Genomic DNA, 20937 nt, shown 5'->3' on the forward strand with positions numbered 1-20937 from the left:
TGGATGCATACAAAAGCACAGATCCGAGGACATCCATGCAGACCTTCGTTCACGAGGAAGGGCGGTTGCCACACGAACTCGCGGTGGATCTCGGGCGCTATCGGCGCCGCGTGTTCGTCGAACAGCTCGGTTGGGCGCTCCCATCGGCGAACGAAAGTTTCGAGCGTGACCAGTTCGATCGCGACGATACCGTCTACGTGTTCGCGCGAAACGCCGACGGCGACATGTGCGGATGCGCGCGCCTGCTGCCGACGACGCGCCCGTATCTGCTGAAGTCGCTGTTCGCCGACCTGGTCGCCGAGGACATGCCGCTGCCGCAATCGGCCGCCGTGTGGGAGTTGTCCCGATTCGCGGCGACCGACGACGAAGGCGGGCCAGGCAACGCCGAGTGGGCCGTGCGCCCGATGCTTGCTGCCGTCGTCGAATGCGCGGCGCAGCTCGGCGCGCGACAGTTGATCGGCGTGACGTTCGCGAGCATGGAGCGGCTGTTCCGCCGGATCGGCATACACGCGCACCGTGCAGGCCCGCCGAAGCAGGTGGACGGACGTCTGGTGGTCGCGTGCTGGATCGACATCGATCCGCAAACGTTTGCGGCATTAGGAATCGAGCCGGGGCTAGCCGCCCGGCCAGCTATCGCCGCCTGAGCCGGAATGCATGTTTCCGTCCGGGCGGCATCGTAACGAAGGAGAATCAACGTGGACCAGTCCCAGGTCTTTCGCGCGATGATGCCCGGGTTGACGAGCATCAGCGGCGCCCGCATCGCGGTCGCCTATCCGTCGTTTCCCAGGCCGTTGCCGCTCGTGCGGCTCGATCGCCGCGGGCTCGTGTTTCGCGCCGCCGGCGCCGCGCCGCTCGTGTGCGGGCTGCCGCGCCCGGCAACCTTGCTGGTCGCGGACGAGCCGCTGTGCTCGCTGCGCCTCGTGATCCGCGACATCGTCGCGACCGGCGACGGCCGGCACGACCTGACGATGCAGCCATCCGGCGCCGCCGGCGACGAATTGCTGTGGCACGCGTTGCGCGATCGCGAGCCGTACCGGCGGATCCGGCAGCCGCTCGCGCCGGTCGATCTGCCCATCGCGATCGACCGCGAGCCGCATGCGGCGGCCGGCGAACCCGCCGCGCGCCCGTCGCGCAGCGCGGCTTTCCGCCTGCCGTGCCACAGCGACGCGCTGTTCTTCGCCGACTGGCTCGAATATCACTTCGACGAACTACGCGCGCTATCGCAACAGCACGGGCCGCAACTACAGCTCAATCAGCTCGAACGACAGGTTGACGATGACGAAGTCGGCGTGCGTTTCGTCTACGACATCGACGGGCATGCGACGCGGCACGCATTGACCGACTGCGCGCGTGAGGCGTGTGCATGGATCGAGACGGAAATGCGCAGCAAATACGCGCTGCCCGTCGCGCAAGAGCGGTTCGGCGCGTTCGCGGCGCACGCACGGGCCGCCGGCATGTGAATGAGGCCATGCCGCGCACCGCCATGCGGCATGCCTCGCGCGCGCCGGTTGTGCGGATACAACGAAGGGCTTGCAAACGTTCGGGTTTTCCCTTAAATTTACGTCTGTCTCCTCCATGTCTCCAAACATGGATTCAGCCCGCTCAAGCAGCGGGCTTTTTTATTGCCTGCGTGGATTGCGGGGCCACATCATTTTCCGTTCCGGTTAGCCAGCCGGACGCACGCCGGCTGGGCGTGGCCAATAGTGAAGCGCCGCACATATCAGCACGACCGCCACGACCACTATCAGCAGCAGGTACAACCACCCCTTCCTGGTCGACGGCAGGTCCGTCACGGCGCCGACGTCGCCCGTCAGCGCCGCCAACACGACCACCGCGAGCCCGGCCAGTATCAACGTCCCCTTTGCCGCCCATCCGAAAGCAGCCTCGAGTCCGGCCGCCCATCGCGACTGACGATACGGTCCGGTAATCGGCCGGCGAAGATCGGGCTTACCCATTCGTCATCTCCCTACCGGCATGCGCGTATCCGTGCGTCGTGCGGCAGACGCTGCGGAACACATGAATTCGAATGTTGTGCAGATGAGTAGCCGCTGCGACGCGGAGTACACACATTGGATTGAGAAGCGTCATGTTTTTTCTTTCGCGAGACGAGGCTCGACAATTCGATCCGTTTGGTCAGGCCGAATCGATATCGTTCGATACGACGAGTATCGCCGGAAACACGATCCGCTCGCGTCGCCCAATCCGGAGCGGCCGGCTTATCATTGACCGGCCCGCCACTTCCCGCCGAGGTCACCTTGCACGCCCATCTGCGCATTGCCCGCCCGGTCAGTAACCTTGCCCGCACCGAGCGCATGTATCGCGACGCCCTCGATCTGTCGGTACTGGCGCGCTTCGAAGATCACGACGGCTTTTCCGGCGTGATGCTCGGACGCGAAGGCCTCGACTATCACTTCGAGTTCACGCACTGCCCCGATCATCCGATCGCGCCGTCGCCGACGCCCGAAGACCTGATCGTGTTCTACCTGCCCGATCGTCCGGAATGGGAAGCCGCGTGCGAGCGCGCGACCGCACACGGCTTCATGCCGGTGACGTCGTTCAATCCGTACTGGGAAATATCAGGCCAGACCTTCGAGGATGCCGATGGCTACCGGATCGTATTGCAGAACGGCACGTGGCGCTGACAGGCAAACGCGCGTGAGCCGTTACGAGCCGGCGTGGCTGCCGGGGCGGTAACACGTCCGCATTCGCCGGTCGCCAACGACGCAGCGTCGGCGTTCTGCATCGACTCGATGGCGTGATCGTCACGCGAGTACGGAACGGACGGACGCCGCGCGCAATGCAGCTGATGCCACGGATCCGGAATCGGAATTGGAACGAATGAGGAGGGAATCGAGATCGTCGCTTGTATCGGCGACGATCGGACAAACAGATGACGAGAAACGGGCGCCGGCGCGCCCGTTCTGGTTACTCGTTTTCTTCGAAGTAATGTCCGAACTTCGTCTGCTTCGTGCGGATATAACGCTCGTTTTCCTCGCGCACGGGCACCGCGAGCGCCACGCGCTCGCAGACGGGAATACCGTGCTTCACGAGCGTATCGAACTTCTTCGGATTGTTGCTCATCAGCCGCACCGACGTCACGCCGAGGATGCGCAGGATCGCAGCGGCCGAGTCGTATTCGCGGGCGTCGTCGGGCAGGCCGAGATCGAGGTTCGCCTCGACGGTGTCGCGCCCCTGCTCCTGCAGCGCGTACGCGCGGATCTTGTTGCTCAGGCCGATGCCGCGGCCTTCATGGCCGCGCAGATACAGCAGCACGCCGCGGTCTTCGGCCGCGATGTAACGCAACGCGAGATCGAGTTGCTCGCCGCAATCGCAGCGGTACGAGCCGAACACGTCACCGGTCAGGCATTCGGAATGCAGCCGGGTCAGCACGGACTGCTCGCCGGTCACGTCGCCCATCACGAGCGCGAGATGTTCGGCATCGCTGCCCGCTACGCGAAACGCGTATGACGTGAACGTACCGTAGCGCGTGGGCAGCGACGCCGTGGCAACGAGCGTCACGCACTCGTCGGCCTGGCCATTGCCCGGCGTGGGCGATTGGGGACGCGAAGACATCATGAATTCAATCGAAACGTTCAGGAATGTAGGAGTTGTGTGGATGGTGCGTGACGGGAGTTTACCGCTAATCTGGAAACGTCACGCGACTGCCGCCGCCCGCCCGGCTATACTGGGCTCACCGGGTGACGCGCATCACGCCCCGCCTGCCCTGCATCGACCTGCACACGGAGAAAGCGAATGAGCACGACTGTCGCGCAGATTCTCAAGGCCAAGCCGGATTCGGGCCGCACCATCTATACCGTCACGAAGACCGATCTCGTCTACGACGCCATCAAGCTGATGGCCGAAAAAGGCATCGGTGCTCTGCTGGTCGTGGACGGCGACGACATCGCGGGCATCGTCACCGAGCGCGACTACGCGCGCAAGGTCGTCCTGCAGGACCGCTCGTCGAAAGCCACCCGCGTCGAGGAAATCATGACGGCGAAGGTGCGCTACGTCGAACCGTCACAATCCACCGACGAGTGCATGGCGCTGATGACTCAGCACCGGATGCGCCACCTGCCCGTCCTCGACGGCGGCAAGCTGATCGGCATCATCTCGATCGGCGACCTCGTGAAGAGCGTGATTGCCGATCAGCAGTTCACGATCAGCCAGCTCGAACACTATATCCACGGCACGCCCACCGTCACGTCCGCCTGATTCGCCCCAGCAAAAAAGGCCCAAACGCGTCAGCGTCTGGGCGGAAAGCCGCCGGCATGCGGCGACGGAGGTTCTGCTCCTGCGGGCGAACGACGCGCGCCACCGGCGCGCGTCTCGTCAATTCGGCGGTGCGCTCGGGCAGACCCGGGGAACGTTCAATCAGTTACCGAAGTAGACCGAGTTCACGGGATTCGGCGCTTCCCGTGTCGCCCGGCGGCCGCCTTGCGCGGCACCCGTCGCCACGGCACCGTAACCGCTCATGTCCGCTTGCGCGAGCATCGGCTGGTTCGGCTGGATACGCTGCTCGGCGGCCTGGACGTTGCTCGGATATTGCGAATCGCTCGCCAGCGGCTTGTAGCCGTTCTGCTCGAGTTGCACGAGTTCGGCCTTGACCTGATCGCGGGTCAACCCCTGCTCGGACTGCGCGAACGATGCAATCGGAGCGGCAAAGACGGATGCGGCGATGGCTGCGTAGATGATCGACTTCATGATTTACCTCCGGAATATGTTCTCTTTTGACGTCGCCTCGGCAGGACGCTGTCTGAAGCGATTGAATTCAGTGTAGTGCGCGCGATTCCAAGGGGAAACCCTTAGTTTGAATATACAGCGTTGCGTTTTTGGAAAAAATCGCCCACTGTTTCCGGACAGGGCCGTTGCAACTTGCTTCATCTACACAACAATCGCTGACGAAAGGCCAACAGTCAGATCACATGGCCGGAAGGTTGTGTTGTAGAATCGTAAGGTTTTATTCGCCAGTCGATAGTCTATCCACCATGTACGCGCTCACGCCCCCTTCGGTTTCGACGTCCGGCCCGGCCGGCGTGCGCGCGCGCGCCGGCCAGCCGGCGCATCCCCTCGCTCGACGCACGGCCCAGGCGCCGCTCGCCCCTGCCCGGCGCCTGATCTGACCGCTCGGTCTCCACCCGGAGCCAGGTTAGACAGGCTCCGGGCGATCCTCATAGGCACGCCACGCCTGCCCCTGCCGATCATTTGGAGAACCACCATGAAACAACGCCTTTACCAGCTGACCGAACTCGACGTCGCTCGCCTCGAAAAGCACGCCGAGCACAACCCGCGCTTTCAGACGATGCTCGACACGCTGCTCGAACGCGCCGATATCGTCCAGCCCGACGCCATCAAGGCGAACGTCGTCACGATGAACTCGCAAATCACGCTGCTCGACGAAGCAACCCAGGAACAGGCTACCTGGACGATCGTTTATCCGGACGCCGCCAACCTCGAACTCGGGCGCCTGAACGTCTTCTCACCCGTCGGCATGGCGCTGCTGGGCACGCAACGCGGCCAGATGGTCAAGGTGATGCAGCCGAGCGGCGCCGAAAAGCTGATGAAGGTTGCCGAGATCGTGTTCCAGCCGGAAGCCAATGGCGAATACACGCGCTGAGCCATCGGCAACCAGCGCCGCGTTACGCGGGCGCAGAACGAAAAAAGCGAGGCACCGGCCTCGCTTTTTTGTGTCCGGACGATCCGGATTCCCGTCATCGCATTCGGAAGACGAAAAAAAGGCGCCCGAAGGCGCCTTTTCGATGCTGCGAAGCGGGTTACCCCGCCCGTCACGCTTAGAAGCGGTGACGCAGACCAACCGTTGCTGCGGTTTGGTTGATCGACGAGCTCGGCAGCGTGCTGTTGTCGCCGTTGTAGATCGACGCGCCAATGCCGTTCTTCGCTGCACGCTGGTACACAGCTTGTGCGTAGACGTCCGTGCGCTTCGACAGTGCGTAGTCAGCTTGCAGACCGAACTGGTTCCAGTGCGTGCTGCCGTTGTTGATCTTCGCGTTCGTGTACGTGTAAGCAGCACCCAGGCCGAGAGCCGGCGTCAGGTTGTACTTTGCGTTGACTTCGTAGTTGTCGGTGCGCAGCGTGCCCAGACCGACTGCGTTGTTGTCGAGGCGTGCTTGCGTCCATGCAGCGCCGACTTGTGCCGGGCCGAATGCGTAGCCAGCAGCAGCACCGTACGTGCGGACGCGGCCTTGGCTAGCGATGCCACCGATCACCGACGACGTCGCGCCGTTTGCGTTCGTACCGTCACCCAGGTTCGCTTGCGAGTATGCAGCAGCCAGCTTCAGACCTTGGAACTGGTATGCAGCACCTGCGCTGTACGCACGGTTGTTGCCGAAGTTCGTGTTGTTCGAGAACGAGTACGTGCCGCCGAATTGCAGGCCAGCGTAGTTCGCGCTCGTGAACTTGATCGTGTTGTTCGCTGCGACGTCGCCGTTCGTGCTGAGGCGATCGAGGTTCAGCGGGTGCGCGAAGTACGTGCCGCCCCACGAGCCCGTTGCCGTCAGCGGCGCCAGGTAGTCTTGCGTTGCGTCATACTGCTTACCCAGCGTGACCGTGCCGTACTGGCTCGACAGGCCAACGAAAGCCTGGCGGTTGAACATGCCGCCGTTGCCGTTTGCGAAGCGGCCGTTACCGATGTTGAAGCCGCTTTCCAACGTGAAGATTGCCTTCAGGCCGCCACCGAGGTCTTCCGAACCACGCAGGCCGAAGCGGCTCTGGTCAACGCCCGAACCCATCGACCAACGCGACTTGCCAGCTTGGCCGAGTGCCGGCTGGACGTTGCTTTGGTAGGTGATGCCTGCGTCCAGCACGCCGTACAGCGTGACGCTGCTTTGCGCGTGAGCGACGGTAGCGAACGATGCTGCAGCTGCTGCAACGATCAGAGTCTTGTTCATTCGTGGAGCTCCCTTCTAAAAAGAGGCAGGTCTCGCGACCTTGTTCATAAACGGTCTCAACCGCCCGGGAGCGCCATCGGTCCTGCTGGCGGCGCCCGGATAGTTGCCCGTTTGGGAACCGTGAGTTTAGGGGTGTACCCTAGGGGAGCGATCCGCAAATAAAGAAATAAGCTTTTCCAGAACTAGAAATAATGAAAGTGGGGCCGTGTCATAAGTATTTGTTTTAACGTTTGTTTTTGACTTCTTGACGCGGGCTTTTTGGAGGCTTTCATCGCACCATTCTTACATGTCATCGTCTTGACGGTTGCATAGAAACAACAAACGGATTCGGTTCAGCACCCCAAATCGGCAATTTGTACCTAATCCGACCTCGAATATTGGCCGGCCTGCATCTAAAAACATCCCCGTCGACCCTAAACGGGGCCACGCGCGTGTCACCGCGAGATCCCGTCAGCCGTCAGAAAGGGAAAGGCGGTTCGCGCCTGCCGTGACACTCGGTAACAGCCTTGACCGCCCGCGTAACCCGGCGGGCCTACCGGCAGGCTAATGTAAGGTGGCCTCGAATACAGAACAGGAACCGCGATGAATCGACGCTCGCTGCTGCGCGCCATCGGATTGACCGCCGCCTTTGTCGGCACCGGCTGGCTGCGCGCCGCCTCGGCCCAGCCCGCCCCGCCCGTGTACCGGCCGTCCGGCCCGAACCGTGCCCCCGGCGGGCCGCCGCCCTACGCGGATCGCCCCGGCTTCGCGCCGCCGGCGGCACGCCACGACCGTCGCCCGCCGCCACCCCGGCCGCACGGCTATATATGGACGGACGGCTACTGGCGCTGGCAGCGCGGCCGCTATATATGGGTGTCCGGCCGCTGGGTCGCACGGCGCCCCGGGCGCCGCTGGGTGCCCGGCTACTGGCGCCGCCAGGGACCGGTGTGGGTCTACGTCGACGGTTCGTGGCGGTGAGCAGCAGCTCGGCTCCGGCCGATTTAGGCCCGGAGCCGAGCCGCACGCGAGAACCGGCGTCACCCGCGGTCGCTCGCACATCCCTCCACGCATCTTCAGAAGGAAAACGCTACATGTCATCGTCCCGCTCCCCCGTTCGCGCCGTTGCCGCATTCGTTTTGCTGGCCACATCGACGGCTGCGCTGGCCGCCGGCCCGGCCGCACGCGACCTGGCCACCGAGGAAGCCAACCGCCAGCTCGTGCTGACGTTCTACGACCGCTTCTTCAACCGGCATGAAGCAGTCGAGGCCGCCGCCGTCGTCGCGGACGATTACAAACAGCACAACCCGCACGTGCCAGACGGCAAGAAGCCGTTCGTGTCGTATTTCGTCGGCGCATTCCAGAAGAACCCGGCATCGCGCGCGCGCATCGTCCGCAGCGCGGCCGACGGCGATCTCGTCTATCTGCACGTGCATGCGATCGAGCGTCCGGGCGATCGCGGCGAAGCGGTGGTCGACATCTTCCGCGTGACGGACGGCAAGATCGTCGAACACTGGGACGTGATTCAGCCGGTACCCGAAACGTCCGCGAACCGGAATACGATGTTCTGATGCGCGCGGCCGGCGCGCGGCACGTTCGCGCAAGCCCGCGTGATCGAAACGTGCTTGCGCGGCGAAGCCGTGTACGCCGCGCCCGGCTGCGCCGACCGACGCGCGAACCGGGCCGCCGTCACGCGACGTCGAGCGCCAGCACCTGCTCGGTGGTCAGCACGTCGCCGAACGTGTCCGACAGTGCGGCCAGCGTCGCGCGATGGAGGTCGCGGTGCGGCACCGTGCCGCCGTCCGCGACGTCGAGGTCGCGCGTCGCACAGGCATCGTCGACGACGATCACCGCATAGCCGAGCGGCACCGCATCGCGTGCCGCGCCGGCCACGCACGCATGCGTCATCAGGCCGGTGACGATCAGCGTGTCGATACCGGCCGCCTTCAGCCGCGCATCGAGGTCCGTCGTCGGGAATACGCTCACCGACGTTTTCTTCACGACCGCGTGAGCGGGCGCCGGCTGCAGGTCCGCATGAAAGCGGAAGCCGTCGCTGCCGTCGGCGAAGATCGGGCTGTCGGCCGTACCGACGTGCTGGACGTGGAACACCGGAATGCCCGCGCGGTCGGCGAACGCGATCACGCGTTGCGCATTGCCCAGCGCACGCGGCCCGTCCGGAATCGGCAGGCGGCCACTGAAGTATTCGTTCTGGAAATCGATCACCAGCAGCGCGGTGCGGGCGGCGGCGATGGACGTCGGCGCGCTCGCGCCGGCCAGGGTACGGATGGTCGGATGTTGCATGGCATGCCCTCTCGGTTGGCACATTGGCGGAACGGCGCGCCGGGCCTTCCGGCGCCGCCGGACGCGGCCCGAAACCTCCCCGGGCCGCGACGCGCCAGTGTCGGGCCGCACGGCGTGACGCGACAGCGGCGCGCGGGACAACGTCCGACAGGATCGGGCCAACATGCATGCGCGCCGCCTACGACGGCACGGCCGTTCGCGCGCCCGGCCGCGTGCGGCCGTACGCGACCATCATCGCGAAGCTGAGCAGGAAACCCGCGCCGCCGATCAGCAGCAGCCCGATTTCGCCGAATACGGGCAGCAGGTTCGTCAGCGCGCCCGTCACGACCCACGCGAGCGCCATCACCGAGCCCGCGACGCCGAGCGCCCAGCCCTGCCGATCGTCGCCGACGGCATCGGAGAACGCCGTATACATCGTCGTGTACGCAACCATGTCGAAACAGCCGACGACCATCGCGAGCGCCCACAGCACCGGTTCGTGCGGAAACAGCGCGGACAGGATCTGGCCAAGGCCGGCCACGAGCAGGCCCGTCTTCGCGATCTCGATCACGCGCCACACGCGCAGCATCAACCGCACGACGCACAACAAGCCGAGCACGAAGCAGATGCCGATCACGCCGCTGAACAGCCCGAGCCGCGCGCTCGTATAGCCGAATTTCGCCTGCAACAGCAGCATGATGGTCTGCAGATAGAGCCCGTAGCCGACCTGCATCAGGAAGAACACCACCGACAGGAACGCGACGTCGCGCTGGCGCGCGGCCTCGCCGATGATCCGCAGCGGCAGCAGCGGATCGATGCGCGTATCGCTGCGCGGCGCGACGCAATCGCGATACGACGCCCAGGTCCAGCACGCGCAGATCAGCGACAGCACGGCGACCAGCGCGAACGGCGTGCCGTAATCGAACAGCGGCGAGATCGTGCGGTCGGACGTGACGCCGCCGAGTACCGGGCCGACGATCACGCCCGCACTGAACGCGAGCGACATGATGCTCATGTTGTGCGCCTTCGTGTCGGGCGTGCTGAGATCGGTGATGGCCGCCTACGCGATGCCCTGGCAGCCGGCCATCAGGCCGGTGAGCCCGCGGCCGGCCAGCAGCAGCGCGACGCTGGCATGCCACGCACCGGCCGCCATCATCGCGTAGCCGAGCGCGAGGCCCAGCACGCACAGCAGCAGGATCCGACGGCGGCCGTAGCGATCGGACAGCTCGCCCATCAGCGACGAGCCGAAGAACATGCACAGCGGATAGATCCCGTAGCCGAGACCGAGATAGAAATTGCGCGTGTGCGCGCCGGCGTCGGCCGGCAGGATGCCCGCGTGCGGATCGCCGAAGATGGCGGACATCATCGGATAAACGAGCCCGAACCCCATCGCGTCGAGCGCGATGGCGAGCAGGCAGGGGCCGAGCAGTTTGTAGTCGAGCCGGGACATGGCGACCTTCCGGACAGAGTGGACGATCGCCCAAGCGTAATGACCGGGCGGCGGCTGCGGCAGGCCGGCGCGCGCGATGCTGAGTATCGGCTCGCGCGATACCCCGCATGCGGCGCGGGCGACGGATCGCCGTCCCGGCCGTGCGGCCGCTATTTGACGCTCAGCGGCTCGCCCTGAAACTGCCGGCGCGCGACCACGCACGGCGCGCCGTCGTGCATGAACACGCTGGCGAGCAGCCCGAACGACGCCGCGAACAGCACGTACCACGCGGGCGCGACGGGCGACCCGCTCACACGCGTCAGCCACGTGACGATGAACGGCGCGAAGCCGCCGAATACCATCACCGCGACGTTGTACGCCAGCGCGATGCCGGTCGAGCGCGAACGGGTCGCGAACTGCTCGGCCAGCGTGGTCGGTGCAGGGCCGTAACAGATGCCGATGATCGCGCAGATCACGAGTTGCATCACCAGCAGGCGTCCGATGCCCGGCGCCGCGGCCAGCCACGAGAACAGCGGATACGTGACCGTCAGCAGCGCGAACGTACCCGCGATCAGGACGGGCCGCCGGCCGACACGATCGGAAACGATCGCCGCAACCGGAATCGTCACCGTCAGCAGCACGACCGCCACCATCTGCACCTTGAACACCTGGTCGAGCGGCAGCCCGAAGGCCTTGTGCACGAACGTCGGCATGTTCACGAGCATCACGTAGAACACGGCCGTACCGGTGATCGTCTGCCCCATCGACACCAGTACGCCGCGCAGGTTGTCGCGTAGCACGCGCGACACGCTCGCCGGCGGCTCGAGCGTCGACTTGCCCGCATCGAGAAATGCCTCCGTCTCCTCCATGTGCCGGCGGATCCAGAGCCCGACCGGCCCGATCAGCAGGCCGAGCGCGAACGGCACGCGCCAGCCCCAGCTGTGCAGCGCTGCCTCCGACAGCGACTGCGTGGCCCACGCGCCCAGCGCGGCGCCCGAGAACACCGCGAGGCACTGGCCGATCAGCTGCCACGATCCGTACAGCCCGCGCCGGTGCGCGGGTGCGCTTTCGACGAGAAACGCAGTCGCGCTTGCATATTCGCCGCCGGTGGCGAAACCCTGCAGCAGCCGCGCGACGACGATCACGACCGGCGCCGCCGGGCCGATGGCCGCGTACGATGGCGCGAACGTGATCAGCGCGATCGACAGCGTCATCAGCAGGATGATGAGCTGCATCGCGGCCTTGCGGCCCTTGCGGTCCGCATAGAGCCCGAGCAGGATGCCGCCTACCGGACGCATGAAGAAGCCGACGCCGAACGTCGCGAGCGACATCAGCAGCGACGCGTACTGGCTCTCGGCGGGAAAGAACACCCGCGCGATGATGCCGGAGAAGAACCCGTAAACGATGAAGTCGTACCACTCGAGGGTATTGCCGACGACGGCGGCAATCACCTGCCGCCGTCGCGAATTCCGACGTGAGTCGCGCATGCTTGTCTCCCGCAGTTTCGTGGTGCCGCGCCGCATGCGTGCCGTCGCCGATGGCGGGCATGGGCGGCCCGGCTGTTCGCATCGCCGCCGATGCGGGACGGGCACGACGGACCCTCCCTTCCCGCGCACGATCGGCGTGAATCGATCATAGGGACGCCGAAAACCGGCATCAATCAATGCCCGCGGCAGATGATTAGCCGGAGATTAAATGTTGTTTCCGCAGGCATCGCCGCGCGAAACCCCGGTCATTCGCTCATTGTTGAGGCCGCGGTTCTGCGGCAGAATCGTCGACCGCCCTTCCCGTCGTTCGTATCATGCGCAACCGCATCAACGAAGAGATCACGTTCCGCAAGCTCGAAGTGCTGCTCGCGTTCATGGAAGCCGGCAGCCTCGCGAAGGCGGCCGAGGCGCTGGGCATCAGCACGGTCAGCGTGCATCGTGCGCTGCATACGCTCGAGGAAGGGATGCACTGCGCGCTGTTCCGCCACGAAGGGCGGAACCTGATTCCGACCGACGCCGCGCAAGTGCTCGCCGAAGTCGCAGGCGAAGTGCTCAAGACGATGACGGCCGGGATCCGTTCGACGCGCGAGGCGGCCGGCTATGGCGCGGGCCAGTTGAAGATCGGCTCGCTGTATTCGCTGACGATCCGCACCGTGCCCGAAGTCGTGATCGCGCTGAAGGAGCGCCGCCCCGACTTGCAGGCCGAACTCGTGCTCGGCTCGAACGCCGACCTGCTCGACAAGCTCAGGCACGGCGCGATCGACGCCACGCTGATGGCGTTGCCCGAACCGGACGCCGAGATCGAATCGATCGCGCTGTTCGAGGACGAGATGTTCTTCGCCGCGCCGGTCGATTCGCCGTATGCGCAATGCGATGCGGTCGATCTCCACGCATGCGGCGCCGAGCCGTTCGTGTCGCTCGGCGAAGGCTTCGCGACGCACCACGGTTTCACGGAGGCGTTCCGCGCGGCCGGCGTCACGCCGAACGTCGTGATGCGGGTGGGCGACATCTTCTCGCTGATCAACCTCGTGTCGGGCGGCGTCGGCTGCTCGCTGCTGCCCGGCCGCGTGCGCGACCTGTTCGCGCATCGGATCACGCTCGTACCGCTCGCCGGAGCGACGATCCGCCAGACCTTCGGCCTGAGCTTCCTGCATCGCCGCCAGCGAGACCCGAACCTGCTCGCGCTCGCCACCGTCTGCCGGTTGACGGTCAAGGGGCCGAACGCGCGGTAACGCGTCGAGCGCTTCGCCCGCTTTTCAGCTCGCGCACGTATCGCGTCGGGACACCGCACCGCACGGCTCCGCACGCCGCCCGCATGCGGCGTTCTCGTCCGTTGGATGGCACGAAGCGCGCGCTTTGTCGCGATCACGGCCCAGGCGGCGCGGGCGATCCGATGTCAGTGCGTCGCCTCGGCCGTCGGCGTGCGGCAGGCAATCAGGCCCCGTTGAACGGCCGGCCGCGCGGCGATATCGGCAAACCAGCGCTCGACGTGCGAAAAGCCGGCAACGTCGAGATCGAGCTCGGCCGCCGTGCGCAGCCACGCAAACGCCGCAATGTCGGCGATCGAATATCGCGACGACGCGAGATACGCCGCGCCGCACTGCTCGCGCTACTTCCCCGACTGGGCGAGCGGACCTTGCGCGCCCTGCCCCGTGCCCGACGGCCAGCCGCCCGCGAGCGCCTTGTACAGCGCGACCGTCGACGCCGCGCTGCGCATCCGCCCGTCGGCCGCCGCGTCCTGCGCCTGCAGCAGCGTCCGCTGCGCGTCGAGCACTTCGTAGTAGTCGATCGCGCCGGCCGAGAAGCGCGCCTGCGCGAGCTGCGCGGCGCGTGCGCTGTCGTCGGCCGCGCGCACGAGATGCGCGGTCTCGTCACGCGTGCGGGCGACACGCAGCAGCGCGTTCTCGGTTTCCTCCAGCGCCCCGAGTACGGTCTGCCGGTACTGCGCAAGCTGGCCGGCCGCTTCCGCGTCGCTCGCGGCGATCCGCGCACGCACACGGCCGACGTCGAGGAACGACCAGTCGATGCCGAGCGCGATCAGGTTCGTGTCGCTGCCCGCTCGGAAGAACCCGTAGCTGCTCGTCGCGCTGCCGAGCAGCCCGGACAGCGTGAAGCGCGGGAACAGGTCGGCGGTCGCGACGCCGACGCGCGCGGTCGCCGCATGCAGCCGCGCCTCGGCGGCCGCGACATCGGGGCGGCGGCGCAGCAGGTCGCCCGGCGTGCCGGGATCGATGTCGGCCGCGAGCGCCGGCAGCGGGACGGGCATACCCGCCGGCGCGGCCGTCTTCGGCAGGTCGAACCGGCCGATCAGCGCATCCGGCGTCTGCCCGGTCAACACCGCGAGCCGATGCTCGTCGACGCCGATCGCGGCTTCGTACACCGCGATCCGCGAGGTCGTCGATTCGTACTGCGCGCGTGCTCGCGCCGCATCGAGTTCGGAGCCTCGGCCCGCGCCGACGCGCGCATTGATCAGTGCGAGCGTCTGCTTCTGGTTGTCGGCGTTCTCGCGGGCGATCCGCAACCGCTCCTGCGAGCCGCGCAGATCGACGTAGGTACTCGCGACCTCCGCCGCGATCGCGACGCGCACCGCGCGTACGTCGGCCGCGCTGGCTGCCGTTTCCGCGCGCTGCGACTCGATCGAGCGGCGCACGCGGCCGAACAGGTCGAGTTCCCACGCGGCATTGATGCCGACGCTCGACGTCGGCGCATCGCGCTGGCTGCGCGGCGCGCCGAATGCCTGATCCTTGCTCATCAACTGATGGCCGATCCGGCCGCTCGCGGTGATCGTCGGATAGCGGTCGAACGTCGCCTGCGACAGCAGCGCGTTGGATGCGTCGTAGCGCGACACGGCGACCTGCAAGTCCTGGTTCGCCGCGAGCGCCGCATCGATCAACCGTGTCAGCGCCGGATCGCCGAACCCGCGCCAGAACGTGGCATCGGCGTCGGCCGACGCGTCGGGCGGCATGTCGACCGGCGCCGCGTCGCGTGCGAACCGCGCGGCGGTGGCCGTGTCGGGCCGTTTGAAATCGGGGCCGACCGCGCATGCGGCGAGCGTCACCGACATCGCGAGCGCGGAAAGACGGAAAGCGGCGCTCATCGGTTTTCTCCTTCGAGGGTGCCGTGCTGTTCGCGCCAGACGGCCGGCGTGCCGCCCGCGAGCTTGCGGATCGCCACATAGAACACAGGGGTGAGGAACAGCCCGAACAGCGTGACGCCCAGCATCCCGGCGAACACGGTGACGCCGGTGGCCGCCCGCACCTCGCTGCCCGCGCCGCTGCCGATCAGCAGCGGCACCGAGCCCGCGATGAACGCGACCGACGTCATCACGATCGGACGCAGCCGCAGCTTGCATGCTTCGAGCGCTGCCTCGACCGCACCCTTGCCCTGGATCTCGAGCTCGCGCGCGAATTCGACGATCAGGATCGCGTTCTTGCACGCCAGCCCCATCAGCACGACCAGACCGACCTGCACGAACACGTTGTTGTCGCCGCCGGACAACCACACGCCGAACAGCGCCGCGCACATGCACACGGGCACGATCAGGATCACCGCGAGCGGCAGCGTCCAGCTCTCGTACAGCGACGCGAGCACCAGGAACACCAGCATCACGGCCAGCGGGAATACGACGAGCGCCGCGTTGCTCTGCGTGACCTGCTGGTAGCTGAGGTCGGTCCATTCGAGCGTGATGCCCGGCGGCAGCACGTCCTTCGCGATCTGCTGCAGCTTCGCGATCGCCTGCGACGACGACATCGCCTTCGGATCGGCGTCGCCGATCAGGTCGGCGGCCGGATAGCCGTTGTAGCGAACGACCGGGTCCGGACCGTACGCGGGCCCGACCGTCACCATCGAGCCGATCGGCACCATCTCGCCCTTCGCGTTGCGCGTGCGCAGGTTCGCGATGTCGGCGGCCGTCTGCCGGTGGCCGGCATCCGCTTGCGCCATCACGCGATACACGCGGCCGAACACGTTGAAGTCGTTCACGTACATCGAGCCGAGATAGACCTGCAACGTATTGAACAGATCGGTCAGCGCGACGCCCTGCGCCTTCGCCTTGAGCCGGTCGACCTTCACCTCGAGCTGCGGGATGTTCGCCTGGTACGAGCTGACGGGGTAGCTCATCCCCGGCGTCTTCGCGACCGCGGCCTGAAACGCGACGAGCGCCTTCTGCAATTCGCCGTAGCCGAGCCCGCCGCGATCCTCCAGGTACAGCGAGTAGCCCGAGCCGTTGCCGAGACCCTGGATCGGCGGCGGCATCAGCGCATAGGTGATGCCGCCGTCGATGGCCGCGAAGCGCGCGTTCAGGTCCGCGTTGATCTGCGCGGCACTGCGATGGCGCTGGTCGAACGGCTTCAGGATCACGTACGAGTTCGTGATGTTCGGCGTGTTCACGCCCTGCAATGCGTTCAGCCCGGCGAACGCCGGCACCATCTCGACGCCGTCGGTGCCGAGCGCGATCTTCGTCATCTGCTCGGTCACCGCGCTGGTGCGCGCGAGCGACGCGCCTTCCGGCAGCTTCGCGCCCGCGAACAGGTACAGCTTGTCCTGCACGGGGATGAAGCCGCCCGGCACCGCGTTGAACAGCAATGCGGTCGCCGCGAGCAGCGCCGCATAGACCGCGAACACCACGCCGCGCCGCTTCAGCGTGCGCGCGACGACGCCGTGATAGCGATCGGAGCTGCGTTCGAAGAAGCGGTTGAACGGATGGAACAGCCAGCCGAATGCGCGATCGAGCGCACGCGTCAACGCATCCTTCGGTGCGCCGTGCGGACGCAGCAGCTTCGCGGCGAGCGCCGGCGACAGCGTCAACGAGTTGATCGCGGAGATCACCGTCGAGATCGCGATCGTCACCGCGAACTGCTTGTAGAACTGGCCCGTGACGCCCGACATGAACGCCATCGGCACGAACACCGCGCACAGCACGAGCGCGATCGCGACGATCGGCCCCGACACCTCGCGCATGGCCTGGTGCGCGGCATCGCGCGGGCTCAGCCCCCGAGCGATGTTGCGCTCGACGTTCTCGACGACGACGATCGCATCGTCGACCACGATCCCGATCGCGAGCACGAGCCCGAACAGCGTCAGCGTGTTGATCGAGTAGCCGAGCAGGTAGAGCCATGCGAACGTGCCGACCACCGACACCGGCACCGCGACGAGCGGAATGATCGACGCGCGCCACGTTTGCAGGAACAGGATCACGACGAGCACGACCAGCACGACCGCTTCGATCAGCGTGTGCTGCACCGCGCGGATCGATTCGCGCACGAATACCGTCGGGTCCCACACGGGGCGGTACGCGACGCCGGGCGGGAAGCGCTTCGACAGCTCGTCGAGCTTCGCGTACACGGCCTTCGCGACGTCGAGCGCGTTCGCGCCCGGCGACAGGAAGATGCCGACCACGGCCGAGTGCTTGTCGTTGAAATACGAGCGCAGCGTGTAGTCGCCCGCGCCGAGCTCGATGCGCGCGACGTCGGACAGCTTCACGACCTGGCCGTCGTCGCCGTTGCGCAGCACGATGTCGCTGAATTCCTGCACCGTGCGCAGGCGGCCGCGCACGTTGATCGACACGAGGAAGTCGTTTTTCTTCGGCGACGGCTCCGCGCCGAGCTGGCCGGCCGACACCTGCACGTTCTGCTCGCGCACGGCCGCGATCACGTCGCTCGCGGTCAACCCGCGCGACGCGAGCCGGTTCGGGTCGAGCCACAGCCGCATCGCGTAATCGCCGGAGGCGTACACGCCGACGTCGCCGATGCCGGTGAGCCGCGACAGTTCGTCCTTCACGTGCAGCGTCAGGTAGTTGCGCAGGTACAGCGAATCGCGGCTGTTGTCCGGCGAATAGAGGCTCACGTACATCAGCGGCGTCGGCGACTGCTTCTGCGTGGTCACGCCGTACTGGCGCACCTCGTCGGGCAGGCGCGACAGCGCCTGGCTCACGCGGTTCTGCACGCGCACGGCGGCCGTGTCGGGATCGACGCCCTGCAGGAACGTGACGACGACCTGCAGGCTGCCGTCCGACCCGGCGACCGACTTCATGTACATGATGCCTTCGACGCCGTTGATCGCCTCTTCCAGCGGCTCGGCCACCGATTCGGCGATTTCCTTCGGATTCGCGCCCGGGTACGTTGCACGCACGACGACGCTCGGCGGCACGACTTCCGGGTATTCGCCGGCCGGCAGCATCGGGATCGAGATCAGGCCGATCGCGAAGATGACGATCGACAGCACGACCGCGAAGATCGGCCGGTCGATGAAGAATCGGGAGAAATCCATCGTATCGCTCCCGTCATTGCGCGGCAGGCGTGCCGGCATCGGCGACCGCCTGCGTCGCGCTGCCCGCATCGGCGCGCGCGGGCAGCGCCTTCGGCTTCACCTGCGCGCCCGGATAGTAGATGCGCTGCACGCCGTCGACGACCACGCGGTCGCCCGCCTGCAGCCCCTTCTCGACGATCCGCTCGCCGTCGAGTTCGCGGCCGATCGTCACGTCGCGGCGCAGCGCCTTGTCGCCCGAGCCGATCACGTACACGTACTTGCGGTCCTGGTCGGTCAGCACGGCCTTGTCGTCAACCAGCAACGCGTCCTGGTCGCGGCCGCTGACGAGCTGCACGCGCGCATACAGGCCCGGCGTGAACGTATGGTCCGCATTCGGCAGCCGCACGCGTGCGCGGATCGTGCCGGTCTGCGGATCGAGCCGGTTGTCGAGGAAATCGACGGTGCCCGCATGCGGGAAGCCCGTCTCGTTCGCGAGGCCGATGCGCACCGGATCGGCGCCGATCGCGCGATGTGTCGGATCGGCGCGCCGCGCGTTGTAGCGCAGGTAGCTCTGCTCGTCGCAATCGAAATACACGTAGACCGGATCCTGCGACACGACGGTCGTCAGCAGCGTGTCGTCCGCACGCGCGAGGTTGCCGACGGTCGCAACCGCGCGGCCGACGCGGCCCGCGATCGGCGCGCGCACTTCGGTGAAACCGAGATTGAGCTTCGCGTCGGCAACGGCCGCATCGGCCGCCTGCAGATCGGCGCGCGCCTGTTCGGCAGTCGCGCGCGCGTTGTCGAGCTCTTCCTGCGACGTCGCGTGCGCATCGATCAGCGTCTGCACGCGCTTGAGTTGCACGTTCGCAAGGCTCGCGGCCGCACGGGCACGCTGCTGCTGTGCATTCGCACGGTCGAGCGCGATCCGGTACGGGCGCGGATCGATTTCGAACAGCAGCGCGCCTTGCGCGACCACGTCGCCCTCCTTGTACGCGACACGTTGCAGATAGCCGCTCACGCGCGGCCGCAGATCGACCGCGTCGACCGCTTCGACGCGTCCGTTGAATTCGTCCGCGAGGCGGACGGTACGCGGCGCGACGGTAGCGACGCCGACTTCTGGAAGAGGATGGGCCGACGATGGGCCTTTGCCGTCGTGACAACCCGACAACGCCAGCAACAGGGCACAGGCGGCGCCCAAAGGCGGCGTCCTGCGTAGGGAAAAGGAGAGCATGATGCCTCGCGACGGGTTAAACTGCCGCGTAGCATAAAAGTTGAAGTTAACTTGAAGTCAAGCTTTCTCGGAGGGCGTCATGGGTATCCAGGAAACCCCGCAATGGCCGCTGATGTCGATCCGCGAAGTGGCCGCGCGCAGCGGCGTGCCGGCGTCGACGCTGCGCTTCTACGAGATGCGCGGGTTGATCAAGTCGCATCGCAACGGCTCGAGCCATCGCCACTATTCGCGTGCGGTGCTGCGGCTGATCGCGTTCATCGTGTTCGCGCAGAAGATCGGCTATTCGCTCGACGAAATCGCCGAACAGCTCGTCAGCCTGCCCGAGGACACCGCACCGAGCAACAAGGACTGGCAGCGGCTGTCGCGCGGCTGGAAGCAGCGCGTCGCGAGCCGGATCGAGGAGTTGCAGCGGCTCTATATCAATCTCGACGAATGCATCGGCTGCGGCTGCCTGTCGCTGAAACGCTGCAAGCTGACCAACCCGGAAGACCGCGCGGGCCGCAACGGGCCCGGCGCGCGGCGCTGGCTCGGCGACAAGCCGCCAACCGATTCCGAATGACGTGCAGGCCGTGCGCGCACTGCGTCACCCGACGCGCCAGCCGCCGTTCACCGCGATCGTCGCGCCCGTGACGAACGACGCGCGCGGCCCGGCGAGCCACGCGACCGCATCGGCGATGTCGTCCGGCCGCCCGGCGCGGCCGGCCGGCGTCTGCTCGCGAATCGTCGCCGCGATGGCCGGCGCGACCCCGCCGTCGCCGAAGAAACGCGTGTCGGCGATATAGCCGGGTGCGACCGTATTGACCGTCGCCCCGCGCGGCCCGAGTTCGCGCGCCAGCGCGACGGTGAAGCCTTCGACGCCGGCCTTCGCGGCTGCATACGCGAGGCCGCCCGGCAACAGGCTGCCGGCGCGCGCCGCGATGGAGCCGATGTTGACGATTCGCGCGGCGTGGTCGGCCAGGTGCGGCAGCACGGCCATCGTCGTCAGAAACAGGCTTTTCAGGTTCGCATGGAGCACCGCGTCCCATACGGACTCGGCCTCCGCCGCTTCGGTATCCGCGCCGACGCGCCCGGTCAGCCCCGCGTTGTTGACCAGCACGTCGATCCGCGGCCATCGCGCGACGATCGCGGCGACGGCCGCTTGCGCGTCGCGCCGCACGCCCAGGTCGCCGGCCTGCCCGATCGCCGCGCCACCCAGGCGCTCGACGGCCGCCTCCAGCCGCGCCACGTCGCGCCCGACGATCGCGACGCGATACCCGTCCTGCACCAGCCGGCGCGCGATCGCGAAGCCGATCCCGCTCGATCCGCCCGTGACGATCGCCGTGCGTTGTCGTTCGTTGTCCGTCATGGCCTACCCCCTTTCCTCGGTGTTGACGATTGGTG

The 20937-nt window shown here is 66.7% G+C and carries 19 protein-coding genes and 2 pseudogenes; 9 read left to right on the forward strand and 12 right to left on the reverse strand.

Annotated elements, in window-relative coordinates; genetic code table 11:
- The first annotated feature begins 35 nt into the window (after positions 1-35).
- Together HWX09_RS18990 and HWX09_RS18995 are read left to right on the forward strand one after the other, a co-directional pair.
- Positions 36-644, forward strand: coding sequence for an acyl-homoserine-lactone synthase (locus HWX09_RS18990; RefSeq protein WP_027781002.1), 609 nt, complete (start codon positions 36-38; stop codon positions 642-644).
- Between the two features lie 51 nt (positions 645-695).
- Entirely contained in the window at positions 696-1460 is a 765-nt protein-coding gene (locus HWX09_RS18995; RefSeq protein ID WP_027781003.1) for a hypothetical protein, read from the forward strand.
- Between the two features lie 204 nt (positions 1461-1664).
- Here HWX09_RS18995 and HWX09_RS19000 read toward each other — a convergent pair whose 3' ends face one another.
- On the reverse strand, positions 1665-1955 hold the full coding sequence (locus tag HWX09_RS19000; protein WP_027781004.1) for a hypothetical protein: 291 nt from the start codon (positions 1953-1955) through the stop codon (positions 1665-1667).
- Positions 1956-2255: 300 nt separating this feature from the next.
- On the opposite strand from HWX09_RS19000, the gene HWX09_RS19005 reads away from it, so the two are divergent.
- The gene (locus tag HWX09_RS19005) at positions 2256-2642 is read left to right on the forward strand and encodes a VOC family protein (RefSeq protein ID WP_027781005.1); all 387 of its coding nucleotides are present in this window, start codon (positions 2256-2258) and stop codon (positions 2640-2642) included.
- Positions 2643-2925: 283 nt separating this feature from the next.
- Here the strand turns inward: HWX09_RS19005 and ribA are convergent, their stop codons facing one another.
- The gene (gene ribA / locus HWX09_RS19010) at positions 2926-3576 is read right to left on the reverse strand and encodes a GTP cyclohydrolase II (RefSeq protein ID WP_027781006.1); all 651 of its coding nucleotides are present in this window, start codon (positions 3574-3576) and stop codon (positions 2926-2928) included.
- 177 nt (positions 3577-3753) lie between these two features.
- Between ribA and HWX09_RS19015 the strand changes: the two genes are divergently transcribed.
- Positions 3754-4215, forward strand: coding sequence for a CBS domain-containing protein (locus tag HWX09_RS19015; RefSeq protein ID WP_027781007.1), 462 nt, complete (start codon positions 3754-3756; stop codon positions 4213-4215).
- Between the two features lie 159 nt (positions 4216-4374).
- On the opposite strand, the gene HWX09_RS19020 is transcribed toward HWX09_RS19015, so the two are convergent.
- Entirely contained in the window at positions 4375-4704 is a 330-nt protein-coding gene (locus tag HWX09_RS19020; RefSeq protein ID WP_027781008.1) for a DUF4148 domain-containing protein, read from the reverse strand.
- Positions 4705-5218: 514 nt separating this feature from the next.
- Between HWX09_RS19020 and HWX09_RS19025 the strand changes: the two genes are divergently transcribed.
- Positions 5219-5617, forward strand: coding sequence for a GreA/GreB family elongation factor (locus tag HWX09_RS19025; protein WP_027781009.1), 399 nt, complete (start codon positions 5219-5221; stop codon positions 5615-5617).
- 175 nt (positions 5618-5792) lie between these two features.
- Here HWX09_RS19025 and HWX09_RS19030 read toward each other — a convergent pair whose 3' ends face one another.
- Positions 5793-6908, reverse strand: a complete 1116-nt coding sequence (locus HWX09_RS19030) for a porin (RefSeq protein WP_027781010.1) — start codon at positions 6906-6908, stop codon at positions 5793-5795.
- Between the two features lie 582 nt (positions 6909-7490).
- Here HWX09_RS19030 and HWX09_RS19035 point away from each other — a divergent pair.
- Together HWX09_RS19035 and HWX09_RS19040 are read left to right on the forward strand one after the other, a co-directional pair.
- On the forward strand, positions 7491-7865 hold the full coding sequence (locus HWX09_RS19035; protein ID WP_027781011.1) for a YXWGXW repeat-containing protein: 375 nt from the start codon (positions 7491-7493) through the stop codon (positions 7863-7865).
- A 113-nt stretch (positions 7866-7978) separates the two neighbouring features.
- Positions 7979-8455, forward strand: a complete 477-nt coding sequence (locus tag HWX09_RS19040) for a nuclear transport factor 2 family protein (protein WP_027781012.1) — start codon at positions 7979-7981, stop codon at positions 8453-8455.
- A gap of 118 nt (positions 8456-8573) precedes the next feature.
- On the opposite strand, the gene HWX09_RS19045 is transcribed toward HWX09_RS19040, so the two are convergent.
- From HWX09_RS19045 to HWX09_RS19055, 3 genes and pseudogenes are all read right to left on the reverse strand, one after another.
- A complete protein-coding gene (locus HWX09_RS19045; RefSeq protein WP_027781013.1) occupies positions 8574-9185 on the reverse strand; it encodes a cysteine hydrolase family protein in 612 nt (203 codons plus the stop codon).
- Positions 9186-9363: 178 nt separating this feature from the next.
- A pseudogene (locus HWX09_RS19050) lies at positions 9364-10614 on the reverse strand (MFS transporter).
- A 149-nt stretch (positions 10615-10763) separates the two neighbouring features.
- The gene (locus tag HWX09_RS19055; protein WP_027781014.1) at positions 10764-12080 is read right to left on the reverse strand and encodes an MFS transporter; all 1317 of its coding nucleotides are present in this window, start codon (positions 12078-12080) and stop codon (positions 10764-10766) included.
- A 314-nt stretch (positions 12081-12394) separates the two neighbouring features.
- Here HWX09_RS19055 and HWX09_RS19060 point away from each other — a divergent pair, with 314 nt between their 5' ends.
- Positions 12395-13312 (forward strand): LysR family transcriptional regulator, encoded by a 918-nt coding sequence (locus tag HWX09_RS19060; protein ID WP_027781015.1) that lies wholly within the window; start codon positions 12395-12397, stop codon positions 13310-13312.
- A 164-nt stretch (positions 13313-13476) separates the two neighbouring features.
- Here the strand turns inward: HWX09_RS19060 and HWX09_RS19065 are convergent.
- From HWX09_RS19065 to HWX09_RS19080, 4 genes and pseudogenes are all read right to left on the reverse strand, one after another.
- Positions 13477-13671, reverse strand: a pseudogene (locus HWX09_RS19065) (glutathione binding-like protein); the annotation flags it as partial.
- Between the two features lie 18 nt (positions 13672-13689).
- Positions 13690-15177 carry an efflux transporter outer membrane subunit gene (locus HWX09_RS19070; protein WP_027781016.1) on the reverse strand — a complete coding sequence of 496 codons (1488 nt, stop codon included), beginning with the start codon at positions 15175-15177 and terminating at the stop codon, positions 13690-13692.
- Positions 15174-18347, reverse strand: coding sequence for a multidrug efflux RND transporter permease subunit (locus HWX09_RS19075; RefSeq protein ID WP_027781017.1), 3174 nt, complete (start codon positions 18345-18347; stop codon positions 15174-15176). The genes HWX09_RS19070 and HWX09_RS19075 overlap by 4 nt, the downstream gene beginning before the upstream one ends.
- 13 nt (positions 18348-18360) lie before the next feature.
- Entirely contained in the window at positions 18361-19557 is a 1197-nt protein-coding gene (locus HWX09_RS19080) for an efflux RND transporter periplasmic adaptor subunit (protein WP_027781018.1), read from the reverse strand.
- A 79-nt stretch (positions 19558-19636) separates the two neighbouring features.
- Here HWX09_RS19080 and soxR point away from each other — a divergent pair, with 79 nt between their 5' ends.
- Positions 19637-20116, forward strand: coding sequence for a redox-sensitive transcriptional activator SoxR (gene soxR / locus HWX09_RS19085; RefSeq protein WP_027781019.1), 480 nt, complete (start codon positions 19637-19639; stop codon positions 20114-20116).
- A gap of 24 nt (positions 20117-20140) precedes the next feature.
- On the opposite strand, the gene HWX09_RS19090 is transcribed toward soxR, so the two are convergent.
- Entirely contained in the window at positions 20141-20902 is a 762-nt protein-coding gene (locus HWX09_RS19090) for an SDR family NAD(P)-dependent oxidoreductase (RefSeq protein ID WP_027781020.1), read from the reverse strand.
- Positions 20903-20937 lie beyond the last annotated feature (35 nt).

This window comes from Burkholderia sp. BCC1208, from assembly GCF_902833095.1.
In the GTDB taxonomy this organism is placed as follows: domain Bacteria; phylum Pseudomonadota; class Gammaproteobacteria; order Burkholderiales; family Burkholderiaceae; genus Burkholderia.

Bases quoted from the DNA above. Each gene is read 5' to 3' on its own strand.
- HWX09_RS18990 (WP_027781002.1), top strand. From the start codon at position 36: ATGCAGACCTTCGTTCACGAGGAAGGGCGGTTGCCACACGAACTCGCG.
- HWX09_RS19000 (WP_027781004.1), bottom strand. From the start codon at position 1,955: ATGGGTAAGCCCGATCTTCGCCGGCCGATTACCGGACCGTATCGTCAG.
- ribA (WP_027781006.1), bottom strand. From the start codon at position 3,576: ATGATGTCTTCGCGTCCCCAATCGCCCACGCCGGGCAATGGCCAGGCC.
- HWX09_RS19015 (WP_027781007.1), top strand. From the start codon at position 3,754: ATGAGCACGACTGTCGCGCAGATTCTCAAGGCCAAGCCGGATTCGGGC.
- HWX09_RS19020 (WP_027781008.1), bottom strand. From the start codon at position 4,704: ATGAAGTCGATCATCTACGCAGCCATCGCCGCATCCGTCTTTGCCGCT.
- HWX09_RS19025 (WP_027781009.1), top strand. From the start codon at position 5,219: ATGAAACAACGCCTTTACCAGCTGACCGAACTCGACGTCGCTCGCCTC.
- HWX09_RS19030 (WP_027781010.1), bottom strand. From the start codon at position 6,908: ATGAACAAGACTCTGATCGTTGCAGCAGCTGCAGCATCGTTCGCTACC.
- HWX09_RS19035 (WP_027781011.1), top strand. From the start codon at position 7,491: ATGAATCGACGCTCGCTGCTGCGCGCCATCGGATTGACCGCCGCCTTT.
- HWX09_RS19040 (WP_027781012.1), top strand. From the start codon at position 7,979: ATGTCATCGTCCCGCTCCCCCGTTCGCGCCGTTGCCGCATTCGTTTTG.
- HWX09_RS19045 (WP_027781013.1), bottom strand. From the start codon at position 9,185: ATGCAACATCCGACCATCCGTACCCTGGCCGGCGCGAGCGCGCCGACG.
- HWX09_RS19055 (WP_027781014.1), bottom strand. From the start codon at position 12,080: ATGCGCGACTCACGTCGGAATTCGCGACGGCGGCAGGTGATTGCCGCC.
- HWX09_RS19060 (WP_027781015.1), top strand. From the start codon at position 12,395: ATGCGCAACCGCATCAACGAAGAGATCACGTTCCGCAAGCTCGAAGTG.
- HWX09_RS19070 (WP_027781016.1), bottom strand. From the start codon at position 15,177: ATGAGCGCCGCTTTCCGTCTTTCCGCGCTCGCGATGTCGGTGACGCTC.
- HWX09_RS19075 (WP_027781017.1), bottom strand. From the start codon at position 18,347: ATGGATTTCTCCCGATTCTTCATCGACCGGCCGATCTTCGCGGTCGTG.
- HWX09_RS19080 (WP_027781018.1), bottom strand. From the start codon at position 19,557: ATGCTCTCCTTTTCCCTACGCAGGACGCCGCCTTTGGGCGCCGCCTGT.
- soxR (WP_027781019.1), top strand. From the start codon at position 19,637: ATGGGTATCCAGGAAACCCCGCAATGGCCGCTGATGTCGATCCGCGAA.
- HWX09_RS19090 (WP_027781020.1), bottom strand. From the start codon at position 20,902: ATGACGGACAACGAACGACAACGCACGGCGATCGTCACGGGCGGATCG.